The organism is Paenibacillus sp. FSL K6-0276 (assembly GCF_037977235.1).
In the GTDB taxonomy this organism is placed as follows: Bacteria; Bacillota; Bacilli; order Paenibacillales; family Paenibacillaceae; genus Paenibacillus_AQ.
This window is the reverse complement of sequence record NZ_CP150276.1, coordinates 4,575,076-4,590,111: the sequence shown is the minus strand read 5'-3', so window position 1 is coordinate 4,590,111 and position 15,036 is coordinate 4,575,076. Positions and strand designations below refer to the sequence as shown.

Here is a 15,036-nt window from a genome sequence, read left to right as displayed (position 1 = left end):
CTTCTTTTTCATTCTTCAGTAGTGCCCTCGATCCTTAACCTTATTACCCTCGACACACTCTCCACATTACTGATCGGTACCCACACTGGACCTTCATCAGTGGTAATTTTCACTCTCTTTGGATCATTCGAATGTCCTGCGATTCCCTTAATTCGCTCGCGGGTATGAGATATAAAGACGACGATTTGTTCTCCCATTGAAACGGCAGCCCGGATTTCTTGCCTTATTTCCTTAACGTTCATGGTCACAGGTTCTCTTTTTTCTTTGTTATTCATATTCACACCTCTACGCGTTTTAAACATTATATAAGATTCACTTATAAGAAGCGACAACCTAAATATATCCATTGAATAAAGAACGAATGTTCGCATATAATACAAACAAATGTTCTTATTTTGGAGGGTGGATATGCTTAGTGATACAGCACGGAAGCTACTTATGATCATGACCCACTCAGCAAATCATCACGCTCATATGCCAGGTTTACCAGAGTTAGAACGGCTAAGTGGACGCATGCCGGTACCGATTAAAGCTGCTTTACAGGAATTGGTACAGGAAAACTATATCGAGTGGAATCCAAACATGCCGCCTGAGACAGCGATCATAATAGAGGGCTGGGAACGCCCTGACCCACGATTTAAAAGGCATGAGTCAATGCCACAGGATATACAGTGGGGTATTGATGGCGGAAATATTGACTACTGGACTAAGTACTAGGAGGAGTTTGAATGGCTGGAAAACTTGAATCTAATGGACTATGGGAGGGAAGTCGAATGATTTTACCGGAACATAAGCGCAGAATCATTCAAGACGAGCAGTAGCAAATGAAAAAGGAAAGGCCGGTTCTGGATGAACAGGAATGGGAATGGGAGTTAATTGTTCTAGCCCTGTATCATTCCATGGCCGACCACGAACCGGTTACGATAAAACTATTTGACCTCTATAAAGAAGTGCTCTATAAAGACATTGTCATACAGGTGGATCGGAAGCTTAAGCGGATCAAGCTCCGATGGTCAGATGACGATTGGGATTGGATAGAGATGTCCGAAATTATTGCTGCTACATATTAAATTCCAAAACGTTTAGAAATATGAAAAGCCCCGCCGTTTAATCAGCGGGGCTTGATTTTATAGTTTGTCCATAACTTCCTTATATTTGTTCACTTGCTCTTCTTCAAGTTTCCCTGGAAGTTGAAGTAGAACCTTATCCTTTGCATAGGTGTGGCTAAAAAACATTGCAGAGGCTTTTCCCATTTCATCATAATACTTTTTTAAATCATCAAGATCACTGGTTTTTTTGAAAACAAAAACTCGCGCGCCAACATCTTCACCAAGTGATGGCAAAACGAAACGTTGCCCTTCTTCAAAGGCCATAGGAGCAATACCCATATCCTCATTGGTCAGCGCCCTTGCGTCTTCTGCTTCTAATCCAGCCTCTTTAAATTTGGTAATAACATCGCCAGCACTTACAGAACTGCCGGAATCACTTGAACACCCGCTGATTACAAACAGCATTACCAATAGCAACAAACTTAACTTTTTCCCCATTGTTACCCCCACTATTCCTGATATTTTTACAAAATCAGTTTAGCAGATTTAGGAAATATTTACTACGTTGATTACTATATATGCATTTGAAGGGTATTTATCTTCTACCATTTCTTCTACCGTCATGGAGTTATTTACAGAACTCTATAGAACTTTATAATGATTATGTTGCTTTGCTAAACTGATATAGGACCTTATAGAACCCTATGGAACTAATGTGGGTCGCACTCGTAATGTGTGGGTACTTTCTGTATACTATATAGAGATAAATTAACTAATGATTATAATAGGGATAAAATTTCTCTTGTAAAATACTTTTATACAACTAGAATGAAGAGATAGTAATATTTCTACGTCTTATATGAGTAGGTGGCCGACGGATGAATGTCATAAACGCTGTTAGACCAATGCAACCAGTAAACAATGGAGTAACTAAACCGTATGTAATACTTTGCGATGATGGAAATCAATATTATACAAAATTCAAACAAAATCCAGAAGGGACAAGAGTTTTAGCTAACGAGTACGTTTGTGCAAAATTAGCTGATCAGCTAAAACTCCCCCTTGCAAATCCTACTTTAATTAATATTGATAAAGAATTTATTAAACTTTATGGAACAACTATCAGTAATCACATAGAATGTGGTGAAGAACTTTCTGGAGGGCTTCATTTTGGAACAAAGAAGATTAATAAAGCTTTTCAAATAGCTAACTCTAAAATGCTCGAATCTGCAACTAACATCCGGGTAATACCCGAAATAATTTTATTTGACCAGCTCATTTGTAATACCGATCGCGATTGCAATGGAGGTAACCTTATATTCGATCAATCAAACATGCAACTTGTGGTGATTGATCACACTCATGTGTTTGAAATTGGTAGCCTATGGAATGCGAATCAGTTGAACCTAAGGATAGGTTCTCGATTCGAACCTTTTACACAGAATGGGTATATATTTAGGAAACTGGTTCCTTTTGTGAATGGGCACAACCCTTTTGATCCGATTTTGGGGAAGATGTCTGGAATAACAGATGCATTTTTGTGGAATACTATTAATGGTATTCCGGATGAATGGACGATTCCTTCGGATGATAAAACGGCACTGCACTCATATTTAGGTGATCGATTACATAGAATAAATGATGCCTTGCACATACTAAAACCTTTATTACCTCATTGGAAAGGAGGGACTTAACCGTGGATTCTATTTGTAAGTTCGCAGTTCTTAGATATGTACCTGATGAAAACAGAGAAGAATTTATTAATATTGGAGTTGTACTGCATTCACCTGAAGAAAATTTCATTGATTGTATCATTACTACAAATTTCTCTAGAGTCTCTACATTTGATGATGAAATAGATGTTAATTTTTTGAAAATTGTTTTAAGTGGTGTTAAAGAAGATTTTTCTAAAAACTCCACGGTTTCAGGTCCTTCCTTTAAAGATACATCTGATTTTTATTATTTAGAAAAAGCTACATCAATATACGTAAATCAGCTTCAGTTCTCTAAAATTCAATTATTCAAATCATCAGATTTAGAAACTGACCTTCATAATCTTTATAAAACTTATGTTCATTTTGAAGTTCAGAAAAATCATAGATTAACTGAAATTGAAGTCAAGTCAATTATGAATAAAGTGATTCGTACTAAAATCTCAAATGCAGACTTAGAAAAGAATTTAAAGATTGACATTGGAACAGAATTAATTGAGTTGGATTATGCTTATAGAACGATCAATGATCGTATCAAGGTAATAAAAACCTTCTCATTTGACTACACAAATCGTGGTAGTAAACAAGCAACTTTATTAGCAAAAGAATGGGCTTATAATTTTAATAAAATGAAGGAAAAATCAAACCTGATACAAAAATTCGATACAAATGATATTGATTTAACAACTCTTATATATGTAAAAGATATGACTAAAAATATTAGTATCGCATTGAAAATTTTAAAAGAAGAAACTCAAACGTTTGAAGCTCATGACAAAACACAAATACAAAATTTTGCCGATACAATGGTTAGTGAGATGAAGCTTTTAAGCTAATAAAAAAGAGTCGTAGGAGATTATCCTAAACGACTCTTTTTTATTAAATAGATCTTTACCACTTCGCAGAATTGCTAACGTATTTGTAAACGAACTATTTATAATGAATATAAACACATACATATAAAATGTACTGATATCAAGCAAACGGAATCCAAATTATATACATTTTAACCTTTCCCCAAGCTCAGTTGGCTAAAGTGTGTGGACATAAGTATTTCAAGGCGAGTCCATTGGAGAGATTAATTGCGGATGCGCTGAAAAAAACATAAAAGAAACCCCGGATTTCTCCAGGGGCTAATGGTCACGGAATTGGTCACGAATACTATATAATTAGATTTAGTTAATAACCATGGTTTCTTATTAAATCAAGCATTTACGAATAGAGTTTAATGTATTTATCTCTTTTCCCTATATCAGTTGGTTAGAGCGGTCGGCTCATAACCGATTGGTCGGGGGTTCGAGTCCCTCAGGGCCCACTTATCAAAAACCCTTACTTTGTAAGGGTTTTTTGCTGTCTATAGGCTCATCCGTAGAAGAGGAAGAGGATAGGGAAAAGTCAGAATTGCTAGCGTGCTAACGGATTTGCTAACGGGAATTATTTATCCACAGGTTCGAGTTATTTTTCAACGTATTTATTCAGTTCCGCTTCTATTTTGTCAATGGCTTCTTCCTGCATGATGGGGAGTAAGTGTGAGTAGTTCATTGAACATCGCCTGAGTCATACCTAGTCGTATAGCAGCTACGTTTGGATTTATTCCAATCGCCTACAAAAATGATATATGAGTATGTCGCTGATCGTGCTACAATGTGTAAAAATAGCATAGGTCGAATGCTTTGATTATCAGAATACAATGACATACCACTAAGCCCGGATTTTAGTAAAACCGATGACGAATTTGTTGATCACCTGATGAAACAACTTCCACCATTACCTCCAGAAATGGAAAAGGACGATAAAGATAGATCATAAAAAGCACTCTCTATTATACGAGGGTGCTTTTTATACTGGCTACGGTTGAGGCTACCGCGGCCTATTTGCTCGTTGGCCGGAGCATCACGGCTATCTCCCCTAACTGGAGAGGAGTTAGGGGGCACTTCAAAGCAGGCTTCCTTTCTCATTTAGAGAAGGAGTAAACTGGTTCCGACCAACATTACTACGGATTCATACTGTCCCACAGCTTCTGGAATGCCCCGGACTCGACCTCGAAGAATACCGGCGCCTGACCGTAGCGTACAAGCCCTTGACCGAACAACGTCAGCTCTACCCGGGCGTTGTCTTTCAGTTGGAGATAGAGGATCTTGCGGTCTTCGCTATCGTAGATGCCTTGCTTGATAAGAGGCTCTGCTGCCAGCGGTTTGGCTGTTTGGAGTGCCGTCAGAAAGCTGCTAAGCGCCTCTCCGTCAGCGAGCGGTGTGTACTGCTGCTGCCCGTTGTTCCAACTGTAGAAACTTTCCCACTGTGCTGAAGTAATGCGGCCTTCAAGATTTAGCTTGCCAAATAGATCGGCGCCGCTGTTTATAGTGATGCCGTTCGTATGCTCATACAGTTCGGCGAATACCTCGCCGTTGATTTCAGAATAGGACATAATCAGCAAATCGGAATCATATCCCTTCACGGAATAGATATCCGTCTCACCGATGTTAGAAGCTAACTCAATGTACTTGTCTTTGCCGCTCCATTCATCGATGCCGCCTGTAGTCCGTCCCAGCTTCTCACCGCGCAGGGCGGCAGCGTCGGCGGCGTCTATGCGAGTCGCAGACTGTGTATAAATATTATCTTTATACACGACCAAGGCGATCATATCTGCCATAACGCCAGACTTGGTATCCGGCAGTTCCAGCTTGGGAATGACAATGCTTCCGGACGCATTTGTACCAGAATTGCCCGGTTCGCTTGGGCCCGGAGTTACCTGGGCAATCTGCCCTTGGGTACTCTGGCCGTTTAACTGCTGCCATATATTAGGCGCAGCCAAGCCGATTCCGGCGGCAAGCATGATACTTGCCGCGATATAAACCGTCTTGCGTGGACGTTTCAGCTCCTGCTGTTGCTCCAGTTTGTCGATCAATTCATTTTTCATCTCTTCACCTGGCTTCATAGAATCCACCGCTTTCTTGTATAATTTTCGAAACTGATCTTCTTTCATTGTGATTCCACTCCTTCCAGCTCCAGTTTTAACAGTTGCCGCCCCCGCTGAAGTCTCATCTTCACGGCAGACTGACTAATCTGCAGAATCTTGCTGATTTCCTGGATGGGATAGTCCTCGTAATAATAAAGATGGATTACGGTTTTATACTTCATGGGCATCGCCATAACTAACTGCAGTAGAGCCAAATCTTCGGGGCTGTCTACTGCAATGGGTTCAACACTTTCCAGCTTAACCTCGCGCTTACGCCAGCCTCTGCCCAATAGTGTTTTACAATGATTGGTGATTACCCGGATCAGCCATGCTTTCTGATGTTCAGCGTCTTTGAACTTTGGCGCTTTTTCTATCAACTTGATGAAGGTATCCTGAGTGGCTTCTTCGGCATCTTGGCGGCTGCCTAAATGGACCAAGGCAATCCGGAACAGCATATCTGCGTAGATTTCGTAACTCTTTATCACATGATTTCCCGGCTGGGTCATGGATCGCTGCATGATTCTATGCCCCCTTTACCTATAACACCATTTAGGACGGTATTTGGTCACATTTTGTTCCTGAGAAGACTCGTTTGCGTTTAGATCAAGATGTAAGGTACAAAAAACGCGGTCACCCCAACAGCATAATCATGACTGCTGGGGCAACCGCGTCTATTAATAGAGTGTCCTCCTTCACGGGAGACTCTCCTCAATATGTTTATATGTATAGTTAGGATCAGTACCTTTTACAGGTGCCATGCTATATTGATAAATCCGATCCTTTTCTTTTCGATAAAAGTATCTTGCGTTAGGTTCATCTGCAAAAATAACCGTTGTACTTACTACGGGAGCCTTACTAATCTGGGTGTATACTTTATAAAGATCTTCATTCTTATAATCTTTCGTATCTACCAAATAATGAATAACTTCATTGTTCATATGATTTCGGAAGGCGTAAAGCGCTAAGGAAGCAACTCCATATACTATAATGAGGGTAACAAAAAATAGTTTTGTTCTTTTCTTCATTAATTTCCTCCATTTAGATAAAATGTATATATTACAAGATAATATATTGTGACTGGTATGTCATTTCTATTGTATCTTGTAATTTACACATTAGAAGGGAGGAAAGAAGATGACGCAACAAGAAGAAAAAATACAGGAGCTGGAGCAGCGAATTAAGCAATTGGAGAATCATACTAATCCGAAGTTGCCAGGTCTGAGAATCTTATGGTTTATTATTTGGGGGGTTATAGGTGTATGGCGTAGGTAAAGAATTGCCTGGGTTACTATACTTGCTGCCTTTTTATTATGGACTTGCCAATAAAATGATCCTTCTTCAGTCGTCTTTGGGTTCTTGCAATAAAATGGAGAAGGTCCCCGTTTCATGATCCACTTCAATCGATTCAATCCCAACAAAATCCGGAATTTCGGGGTGAACTGCATCTACGTTATAATCTGGATGAGTCATCAATAATTCAATTACTTTAATGGCTTCCATATCGTTCCCCCTTACGAGAAATTCCACCATAATTATTAATGGACCTTCATTGCGACTAAGCTTATTATCCCCGCAGTCATTATTGAATATGTGTTAATCGCTCTTCGTTTCTTCCCATCACGGCCAATAATTGCCCCTGAAATACACGTCTCTGGATTTGATCAATCCGTTGCAAAGCGAGCTCGCTAGGAACTTGAAATTCTGCTGCAAGATAGGTGATAGCTTCTTCCCGTTGTTCAGGTAATGTCATGCGGGAGATCATGGAGTATGGCATAGCTGCGTATAGAATAAAACGCTCGGATTCATCCTCCTGTGCCCGCGTAAAATGCTCTGGCATCAATGTATGATTGTTACCATGGCGGAGCAGGTGACAGAGCTCATGGAGAAATTCCAGCCGCTGCAGACTAGCTGGAAGCCGGTTGTCGATAAACATGCTGTACATCCCTGCAGACGCTTCAATGCTCTTGCTTCTTACATCCAAATAATGAACCCAAATATTAAGACGCTCTGCAATATAAGCAATCGAAATTTGCGAAGGATGATTAAGGTTCAAGCGCTTGTATAAATCTTCCGTCCACTTCTCCAGCGCAGTCATTTGATAATATGATTTTATGTTTATCATCTCATTCACCTCATCCACATTAAGTTATAGGATCGTATGTTCGCATAAATGTACAAAAGAAAAGCCCGAAGGGCTATGTAGAGCAAAAAGTATAAAGAAAAAGGACATATAAGAACTAGTGTTCTTATATGTCCTTAGCATAAAGCAATTAAACACTAATATCAAGTGTTTTTCCTAAATTAGGAGCGACGCTTTTCCCTAGCATTTCCACCATCGCTTGGCTCTGGGTTTCCGCCTGATTTTTAGCAATATTCATGACCTGTATCCCAACATTTTGAGCTAAGGATGCTTGACTCATTGCCATTGATAATGCAGCTATATCCATATCGCACCTCCTTCGTGTATATCCTGTTTATCGACCCTGTCCATTCAATTCATTAGGTGAATAGCATTTGTTTGCCAATTCGCCCAAACGGCTTATCTCCTTTTTACATATCTTGTGCTGTAGTCATTAATCATTAGGAGGAATTGAACATGGGAATGGAACATTGTGGTTGTAACGTAGGTCCTGTAGTAAGTCCAGCATCAGTAGGTCCGGTATGTAGTCCTTTTACTTCAACAGGAGCTATTCTGGTACTCTTTATCTTGCTGGTTATCATCACTAAAGCTTGCTTTTTCTAAGCTAGCTAATGCACATTGTAGCCCCATCCGGCGTATGCCGGATGGGGCTTTTCTTTTGAAGCATAGTTCTCATTTGTCAGCCGAGTTATTATTTGAACATAAATTCTACGCGGGTTCCATCCGCATAAACTTCTAGCTGATTACCAACCCAGCTTCCTGCACCGCGGTTATCTTTGGGGGTTATGTATTCAATGTCGGCACCTTTGCCGCCTTCATCACACATGGCCATTGGCCATTCATCGCGGTCGTACCCTTTTTTGGTGGGGATCCCTTTTAAGGATTCTTTGCGGTTCTCTTCAGCCTGCTCACGGTTAATGGTGCACGTGGCGGATTCCCCTTTGGCAATCGCATCCTGAATATGCTTGGCGGTCTCAGGATAACGATCCGATGGGAAGGTCAGCTGAACAACTTCTGAATCGGATGTAGACGAGGGGGCTGCCGGGTCTCCGTTCTGTTCAAACCAGTAACCGCTCAAGGCAAGTAACACAACAATGATGAGACTGGTGATAAATTTCTGTATTTTCAAATCTGCTCCTCCTTTTTTGGAACTTAAAATAGTATATCTTATATCATAATGTAGTGCGATTTAATATACTTAGAAAAAATAAGAGGAGGACGGAATTGTATATGGAGTATTTGATTACAATAGAAGATCAGACGCTTATAGCCTCTGCTAAAGATATTATTACTAGACGTTATGAATGGGAAAGACACCATGTAGGAGCGGCGCTCCGTACTAAGACGGGGGAGATCTTTACAGCGGTACATGTAGAAGCTAGCATGGGGCGGATAACAGTCTGTGCAGAAGCGATGGTCATTGGAAAAGCGATATCCGAAGGCTACAAGGAATTTGATACGATTGTTGCGGTAAGGCATTCTGACCCAGATAGTGAGGAAAGAGAGATTAAAGTAGTCTCTCCCTGCGGTATGTGCCGTGAGTTAATTGCTGATTACGGAAAAGACTGCAAGGTTATTGTATCCGAGGATGGTCGGTTAGCTAAATATGATATTACTGAATTACTGCCGCTCAGATATACGAGATAATATACAGCTCTAAATTAATTTACAAGTTCTTGTCCATTCGCTGAGTTCGTTCCCAACCTTCTCTATACTATAACTTAAAAAGGTTAAAAGGATGTGAGGGTGGATGGAGCAGCGCAACCTTCGAAAACGGGTTGTATTGCAGTGGGAAAGTCCTAGTCAGCCAAAGGGGATTATCCCAGCAGGAGCGTTCTATCTTCCTTAAAAGGATTTCTGCTTCGAGCGTCGAAGCGCAAGTAAAAAAGCCCCGAATTTCGGGGCTTTCAGGCTGTCGAGAAAGTCTCGACAGCCTTCTTTATGTCTTAATAATTTTACACGACACCGCGTTAATGTTGTATAATATAGGTAACTATTTATAGAACGGATGGTGATTTGTATGTTGCGTTCCAACCGAGAAAAACAACAAGCGTACGAGTTTGTCTCTATCGAAGATTTAGTTCCTCAAGATCATTTGCTACGAAAAGTAGATAAGTATATTGATTTTTCCTTTATCGATGAAAAAGTTAGGCCGTTGTACTGCGCAGATAACGGACGTCCTGCTGTTGATCCAGTTATCTTATTTAAGATGATTTTTCTTGGATACTTTTACGGCATTCGTTCCGAACGTCAATTGGAGCGAGAGATCCAAACCAATTTGGCGTACCGCTGGTTTTTAGGACTGGGATTAACCGACAAGGTTCCAGACCATACGACTATTAGTTGGAACCGGCGAACCCGATTTAAAGATACGAACATTTTTCAGGACATTTTCGATGAGATTGTTCTTCAGGCTATTTCGCACCGGATGGTCGGTGGACGGGTTCTCGTGACCGACTCAACCCATGTAAAAGCAAATGCGAATAAACACCAGTACACCAAACAACAAGTACTGCAGAACACCAAAGATTACGTGAATGAACTCAACGCTGCTGTGGCCGAAGACCGGAAAGAGCATGGAAAAAAGCCCTGAAACCAAGAGAGGAAGTGAACGAGGAGAAAGAGATTAAAGTGAGCAAGACCGACCCAGATAGTGGATATATGATCCGGGATGGCAAACCGGAGGGCTTCTTTTATCTAGATCACCGTACCGTAGATACCAAATACAATCTCATTACCGATGTACATGTAACGCCCGGCAATGTTCATGATTCCGTGCCATATTTGTCGCGTTTAGACCGTCAGCAAGAACGTTTTGGATTTAAGATTGAAGCCGTTGCGCTCGATTCAGGTTACTTAACCACACCGATTTGTCGAGGATTACAAAGCCGAAAGATTTTTGCGGTGATTGCACACCGGAGATTTCATCCCAAGCAAGGATTGTTTCCGAAATGGAAGTTCACCTTTGATGCCGAGCGAAATTTGTATGTTTGTCCAGCCAGTCATGAACTGAATTACCGGACCACAGACCGAAAGGGTTACCGGCAGTATGCTTCTGATCCGGACCATTGTAAGAGTTGCCCATTGCTGGACCAATGCACTCAGTCCCGAAATCACCGAAAGGTGGTGACCCGGCACGTCTGGGAGGACAGCAAGGAATGGGTGCGGAATAACCGACTCAGTAAGTCGGGCAAGCAACTGTACCGCAAACGAAAAGAGACGATTGAGCGAAGCTTCGCGGATGCTAAAGAGCTCCATGGGTTTCGCTATTGCCGGTTGCGCGGACTTCCGAATGTCAGAGAACAGGCACTGATGACGGCAGCCGTGCAGAACATGAAGAAGATGGCGATCCACCTGGATCGCCTGGAACAGAGGGGGTAACCCCCTCCCTTTTCCGATTCTACTTATGCCAGAACCTAAAAAGAAACCCGCGGTCGTAAAATGACCTGGGTTTCTCGACACTCTGAAAGCCCCGAATTTCGGGGCTTTTTTTAAATATAAGAATTTATATGCTACACAACTATAATATCCTTATATTTCTACGAGAAACAGTTGTCGTCTTTAAAGGACGACAACGTGGTTTCTTCTTGCGTAATCATAAGAATTATCTTTTCACGTGAAAACCGTCTTAGATTTGTTCGCGGTAGCTAATGTTGTTGGCGATCTTCTCGTCACGAAAGGCTTTGCGCAGAAGATCTTTGACGGTTTGGGCATCATGGATTTTTCGAAAAAGAAGCTGAGGCGCTGAGGCATCATCAGAAAATACAGTTAAAGTACCGATGCCGAGCATCCGATCCATGACAGATTGTGCTACGGATAAATCGCGTACACGAAGCAATTCGATTTCTTCGACATTTTTACCGATAAGTCCGGTCTTTACCATAATGCGCTGGCTTGTAATAGTGTACGTAGTCGTGTTTAGGCGTACGATTCCTTTGAGGCGATCTGAGATGCTGGCAGGTTTGCCTTTCCAGAGTACGACTTCCTGAGTAGCGTTAGGATTTACTGATGGACGACGGGCGGTCACTGGAGCGGTGCCGTCAATGCTAGATCCGCATTCTCCACAAAATTTAGCGCCCTGCTTATATTCTGATCCGCAGGTTGTGCAATAAGGCATAAATACTCTCCTTCCCTGATTACAATTGAAATAATTATAACATAATAGTCAATTTACATAAATTTCATTTGCGCTTTACACAAACCGACATTATTCTGTTAAGTGGAGGGATAAATAATGAAAAAAGTCTTACTAATAGGAACGCTAATGTTGTCTGTCATCCTTAGCGCCTGCAGCAATAATAATTCAACTTCATCGGCGCCTGCCTCAGAAGAAGAAGTGCAGGAGACCGTGCAAAACTTCTACAATGAAATGTCCAAACTTGAGGAATTAGGAAAATCATCTTTAGCGGAGTTCAACGAAGCCATTGCATCTTATTCAGCAGGAGAACTTTCGGACAGGCAGCTAGAGAAGAAGATTAACGAATTCCAGAAGACCTCAACAGACCTATCCAATCAGGCTGAGAAGGTGAAGATTTCCTCTAGCTTGCCCGAAGACATTCGTAAGCTGCTTGATGAGTCTAAAATCGCTTTTCAAAGTGCTTATTCTTTAAAAGAACAAGCCTCTCAAGGTGCTGATTCTACAGAAGTCACCGCTGAGCAGTTTGAGGAATTGAATCAGAACGCTGATCTAGCGATGCTATACGGTATTTCCAAGCTCAATGAGGCAAGGGAAGCAACTGGGCTCATTGATGCTAATGGTCAGAACATTGCTGAGTCGAAGAAGGTTCAAGAATAGATCGCAATTTAGGCGCTGTACAGTTCAACTGTCAGCGTCTTTTTGATGTGATTTTGAACCTAAGTAGAGGTTTTTTTTAAGTGGAAAGCTCCTCTCGATCAGACATACATTATTATACAACTTTTAGATAAAGAGGAAGGTTTAAAAGTGGTATCTTTTTCCTAATTATTGATTATTCAGCGAAGGTGTGGATATAATACAAACATACGTTCGTGTATAACGGAATAAGTATAGAATTAAGGAGGGGTTACCATGGGCAAAAAGCTGGAGAAAAACGGACTGTGGGAAAGTAGTCGCATGATGCTGCCGGAGCACAAGGTAAGGATTATTAGGGATGAACGGGAGACGCTGCGCCGCATCAAGCCTATTCTGGATGAGCAAAAGATGGAGGAAATCGAATGTACACTGGCCTTATCATTACGGAGTCATGTGCGCGTAACTATTGTGCTGTTTGATCCCTTTGAGAATACAACATTTGTGACTTCCATTCACACCCACTCGCGTGAGTTTAAGCTGCAGTGGGCGGAGGAATGGAAGTGGATTAATGTAGATGACATCGTTGAGGTTTACATCGTCTAATGCTGAGAACCGCTGCCTTCACTTTTTTCATAAGCAATTAGGGTCACCGTTGGGTTGCCAGTCAGATGTGCAATGGAAGCTTCGGCATTCCGAATAATTTCGAGTGCTTCATCCTGCTCGCTCAGTGCTGCAACTTTATAGCTATCGCTATGAATGTCCATATGATCTCCCACCTTTCGTTAATATTTTGCCCTTTTTTGTGGAAATGATCCAAAGGTGTGGAAGCCGTGAATAGGTACTTTTCAGGTTAGATCTCGGGGATACCGGGGTCTTTTTTTTAAAATATAAGAAAGTATAAGTTTCACGCTATACATTATCCTTATATTTCTCGCATAAACGCTTACCGTCCTTATAGGGACGCTGAAGGCGTTTATGCTTGTATGCAGATGCAGGCAGGGGTACTAGTACAAGCAAATGGGGAAGCGGGATCATTGATTATACCAAGGGGTGATTCTATGCTGACTTTGGATCAAGTGAGGGATAAATCGGCGGCGCGTCTTGTCGGGCTTCATCCTGTCTTAGCCGCAGGGGCGAATGCTTTGATTCAGCAAAGCTATGCCAAAGGAGTACCTATCGTTATTACTCAGGGATTACGGTCGATTGCTGAACAAAATGCATTGTATGCGCAGGGAAGAAGTAAGCCCGGACCTATAGTTACCAACGCCAAAGGTGGAACCAGCTATCACAATTATGGCCTTGCGTTTGACTTTGCGCTTTTGCTGCCGGATGGCAAGAGTCTTTCCTGGAATATGAACCGTGATGGTAATAAAGATAAGATAGAGGACTGGCAAGAGGTTGTACAGGTGGCCAAGCGGCTCGGATTAGAATGGGGAGGGGACTGGACGTCTTTTAAAGATTATCCCCATCTGCAGATGGCCTTCGGCTTAACCACAAATCAACTTCGGGCAGGTAAGCGTCCTACGACGGATCAGGTCAATGAAGCTTTAAAAAGAATTACCGGGGAGGATGAGCAGGTGAATAAAGACGTTAAAGTGACGATAACCTTAAACGGCAGTAAACTTACTGATGGCGTTTTAGATACTGGCATAACTTACGTACCCGTGCGGGCTCTGGCTGAGGCGCTTGGAGCAAAGGTTACGTATGATGCTGCGAGCAAGACGGTGAATGTGGTAAAAGAGTAGAGGAATTCATGTATAGACCGTGCCACCCAAGGGGAAATTATCAATGATAACCTAACCATAAAGGGAGGCATAACGCTATGAACAAGCTGATAACAAGCCTTGCGTGCTGCACTGTACTGTCGATGAGTGTAATGGGAGCTAGTTACGCATCTAATCCAATCGGGTCAGCAGCTTTAGGCGGTATCCCAAATGCGAATACGGGCATGGATGGTACCGTGAATAACACTCGGATGATGAATACGGAAGGCAATCTAATGAACGGCACCACGGGAACGATGAATCAGCATGAGAGCATTATGAAAGATAAGATTCGCACAGGGGAAAATTATAGGCCAAACTCCTATAACACCAATAACTACAATGAAAACTACACCCGGGATAACTACAACAGAAATACGGTATCTCCACTATCCAACACTAAAACGGACGGTAGATATCGGGCAACCAGCACAACTACGAATACTGCGACAACCAGCAGAGGATCTAATTGGGGCTGGCTCGGATTGTTTGGACTCTTGGGCCTCGTCGGAATGAGAAGCAGAAGTGACGAACGCAGATAATCGACATGCCTAATAACCCGTGTCGGCACACGCTGGAACGGGTTATTTTTAATGTGATAAATAATTTTTCGAAAAGGGATTGCGCGTTATCGATATTCATGAT

The 15,036-nt window shown here is 41.8% G+C and carries 23 protein-coding genes and 1 tRNA gene; 13 read left to right on the top strand and 11 right to left on the bottom strand.

Going from position 1 to position 15,036, the window contains the following annotated elements:
* Positions 1 to 8 precede the first annotated feature (8 nt).
* A complete protein-coding gene (locus MHH52_RS21750) occupies positions 9 to 275 on the bottom strand; it encodes a hypothetical protein (RefSeq protein WP_340004407.1) in 267 nt (88 codons plus the stop codon).
* Between the two features lie 133 nt (positions 276 to 408).
* On the opposite strand from MHH52_RS21750, the gene MHH52_RS21745 reads away from it, so the two are divergent.
* Together MHH52_RS21745 and MHH52_RS21740 are read left to right on the top strand one after the other, a co-directional pair.
* Entirely contained in the window at positions 409 to 717 is a 309-nt protein-coding gene (locus MHH52_RS21745) for a hypothetical protein (protein WP_340004406.1), read from the top strand.
* Between the two features lie 107 nt (positions 718 to 824).
* Positions 825 to 1,070 carry a YolD-like family protein gene (locus MHH52_RS21740; protein ID WP_340004405.1) on the top strand — a complete coding sequence of 82 codons (246 nt, stop codon included), beginning with the start codon at positions 825 to 827 and terminating at the stop codon, positions 1,068 to 1,070.
* 57 nt (positions 1,071 to 1,127) lie between these two features.
* On the opposite strand, the gene MHH52_RS21735 is transcribed toward MHH52_RS21740, so the two are convergent.
* Positions 1,128 to 1,547, bottom strand: coding sequence for a stress protein (locus MHH52_RS21735; protein ID WP_340004404.1), 420 nt, complete (start codon positions 1,545 to 1,547; stop codon positions 1,128 to 1,130).
* A gap of 380 nt (positions 1,548 to 1,927) precedes the next feature.
* Between MHH52_RS21735 and MHH52_RS21730 the strand changes: the two genes are divergently transcribed.
* The 3 genes from MHH52_RS21730 to MHH52_RS21720 all read left to right on the top strand — a co-directional run bounded on the left by MHH52_RS21730 (position 1,928) and on the right by MHH52_RS21720 (position 4,076).
* The gene (locus tag MHH52_RS21730) at positions 1,928 to 2,743 is read left to right on the top strand and encodes a HipA family kinase (protein ID WP_340004403.1); all 816 of its coding nucleotides are present in this window, start codon (positions 1,928 to 1,930) and stop codon (positions 2,741 to 2,743) included.
* Positions 2,744 to 2,745: 2 nt separating this feature from the next.
* Entirely contained in the window at positions 2,746 to 3,597 is an 852-nt protein-coding gene (locus MHH52_RS21725) for a DUF3037 domain-containing protein (RefSeq protein ID WP_340004402.1), read from the top strand.
* A gap of 415 nt (positions 3,598 to 4,012) precedes the next feature.
* Positions 4,013 to 4,076 (top strand) — tRNA-Met (locus MHH52_RS21720).
* Between the two features lie 678 nt (positions 4,077 to 4,754).
* On the opposite strand, the gene MHH52_RS21715 is transcribed toward MHH52_RS21720, so the two are convergent.
* The 3 genes from MHH52_RS21715 to MHH52_RS21705 form a co-directional block, all read right to left on the bottom strand.
* A complete protein-coding gene (locus MHH52_RS21715) occupies positions 4,755 to 5,744 on the bottom strand; it encodes a hypothetical protein (protein ID WP_340004401.1) in 990 nt (329 codons plus the stop codon).
* Positions 5,741 to 6,235 (bottom strand): sigma-70 family RNA polymerase sigma factor, encoded by a 495-nt coding sequence (locus tag MHH52_RS21710; RefSeq protein ID WP_313641757.1) that lies wholly within the window; start codon positions 6,233 to 6,235, stop codon positions 5,741 to 5,743. Before MHH52_RS21710 ends, MHH52_RS21715 begins: the two co-directional genes overlap by 4 nt.
* Positions 6,236 to 6,409: 174 nt before the next feature.
* A complete protein-coding gene (locus MHH52_RS21705; RefSeq protein WP_340004400.1) occupies positions 6,410 to 6,742 on the bottom strand; it encodes a DUF3139 domain-containing protein in 333 nt (110 codons plus the stop codon).
* A 109-nt stretch (positions 6,743 to 6,851) separates the two neighbouring features.
* On the opposite strand from MHH52_RS21705, the gene MHH52_RS21700 reads away from it, so the two are divergent.
* Positions 6,852 to 6,989, top strand: coding sequence for a hypothetical protein (locus MHH52_RS21700; RefSeq protein ID WP_340004399.1), 138 nt, complete (start codon positions 6,852 to 6,854; stop codon positions 6,987 to 6,989).
* Positions 6,990 to 7,055: 66 nt separating this feature from the next.
* Here MHH52_RS21700 and MHH52_RS21695 read toward each other — a convergent pair whose 3' ends face one another.
* The 3 genes from MHH52_RS21695 to MHH52_RS21685 all read right to left on the bottom strand — a co-directional run bounded on the left by MHH52_RS21695 (position 7,056) and on the right by MHH52_RS21685 (position 8,164).
* Positions 7,056 to 7,217 (bottom strand): hypothetical protein, encoded by a 162-nt coding sequence (locus MHH52_RS21695; protein WP_170880221.1) that lies wholly within the window; start codon positions 7,215 to 7,217, stop codon positions 7,056 to 7,058.
* Between the two features lie 79 nt (positions 7,218 to 7,296).
* The gene (locus tag MHH52_RS21690; RefSeq protein ID WP_340004398.1) at positions 7,297 to 7,839 is read right to left on the bottom strand and encodes an ImmA/IrrE family metallo-endopeptidase; all 543 of its coding nucleotides are present in this window, start codon (positions 7,837 to 7,839) and stop codon (positions 7,297 to 7,299) included.
* Positions 7,840 to 7,987: 148 nt separating this feature from the next.
* Positions 7,988 to 8,164: a YjfB family protein gene (locus MHH52_RS21685; protein WP_313641753.1), complete on the bottom strand. Its 177-nt coding sequence runs from the start codon at positions 8,162 to 8,164 to the stop codon at positions 7,988 to 7,990.
* A gap of 149 nt (positions 8,165 to 8,313) precedes the next feature.
* Here MHH52_RS21685 and MHH52_RS21680 point away from each other — a divergent pair, with 149 nt between their 5' ends.
* A complete protein-coding gene (locus MHH52_RS21680; RefSeq protein WP_313641762.1) occupies positions 8,314 to 8,460 on the top strand; it encodes a YjcZ family sporulation protein in 147 nt (48 codons plus the stop codon).
* An 88-nt stretch (positions 8,461 to 8,548) separates the two neighbouring features.
* On the opposite strand, the gene MHH52_RS21675 is transcribed toward MHH52_RS21680, so the two are convergent.
* The gene (locus MHH52_RS21675; protein ID WP_340009765.1) at positions 8,549 to 8,980 is read right to left on the bottom strand and encodes a NucA/NucB deoxyribonuclease domain-containing protein; all 432 of its coding nucleotides are present in this window, start codon (positions 8,978 to 8,980) and stop codon (positions 8,549 to 8,551) included.
* A gap of 107 nt (positions 8,981 to 9,087) precedes the next feature.
* Between MHH52_RS21675 and MHH52_RS21670 the strand changes: the two genes are divergently transcribed.
* Entirely contained in the window at positions 9,088 to 9,504 is a 417-nt protein-coding gene (locus tag MHH52_RS21670; RefSeq protein ID WP_340009764.1) for a cytidine deaminase, read from the top strand.
* A gap of 373 nt (positions 9,505 to 9,877) precedes the next feature.
* Positions 9,878 to 11,238 (top strand): IS1182 family transposase gene (locus MHH52_RS21665; RefSeq protein ID WP_340003511.1). Its coding sequence is split into 2 segments (ribosomal slippage): positions 9,878 to 10,448 and positions 10,448 to 11,238, totalling 1,362 coding nucleotides; the frame shifts between segments, so codons are not numbered across the junction.
* 247 nt (positions 11,239 to 11,485) lie between these two features.
* Here MHH52_RS21665 and MHH52_RS21660 read toward each other — a convergent pair.
* Positions 11,486 to 11,974, bottom strand: a complete 489-nt coding sequence (locus tag MHH52_RS21660; RefSeq protein ID WP_340004397.1) for a PH domain-containing protein — start codon at positions 11,972 to 11,974, stop codon at positions 11,486 to 11,488.
* A 117-nt stretch (positions 11,975 to 12,091) separates the two neighbouring features.
* On the opposite strand from MHH52_RS21660, the gene MHH52_RS21655 reads away from it, so the two are divergent.
* Both MHH52_RS21655 and MHH52_RS21650 read left to right on the top strand, forming a co-directional pair.
* Positions 12,092 to 12,652 (top strand): hypothetical protein, encoded by a 561-nt coding sequence (locus MHH52_RS21655; protein WP_340004396.1) that lies wholly within the window; start codon positions 12,092 to 12,094, stop codon positions 12,650 to 12,652.
* Positions 12,653 to 12,904: 252 nt separating this feature from the next.
* Positions 12,905 to 13,231, top strand: coding sequence for a YolD-like family protein (locus MHH52_RS21650; RefSeq protein WP_340004395.1), 327 nt, complete (start codon positions 12,905 to 12,907; stop codon positions 13,229 to 13,231).
* Here MHH52_RS21650 and MHH52_RS21645 read toward each other — a convergent pair.
* The gene (locus MHH52_RS21645) at positions 13,228 to 13,392 is read right to left on the bottom strand and encodes a hypothetical protein (protein ID WP_167348532.1); all 165 of its coding nucleotides are present in this window, start codon (positions 13,390 to 13,392) and stop codon (positions 13,228 to 13,230) included. The genes MHH52_RS21650 and MHH52_RS21645 overlap by 4 nt on opposite strands.
* 294 nt (positions 13,393 to 13,686) lie before the next feature.
* On the opposite strand from MHH52_RS21645, the gene MHH52_RS21640 reads away from it, so the two are divergent.
* Both MHH52_RS21640 and MHH52_RS21635 read left to right on the top strand, forming a co-directional pair.
* On the top strand, positions 13,687 to 14,373 hold the full coding sequence (locus MHH52_RS21640; protein WP_340004394.1) for a M15 family metallopeptidase: 687 nt from the start codon (positions 13,687 to 13,689) through the stop codon (positions 14,371 to 14,373).
* A 77-nt stretch (positions 14,374 to 14,450) separates the two neighbouring features.
* Entirely contained in the window at positions 14,451 to 14,933 is a 483-nt protein-coding gene (locus tag MHH52_RS21635) for a hypothetical protein (protein ID WP_340004393.1), read from the top strand.
* Positions 14,934 to 15,036: the final 103 nt, after the last annotated feature.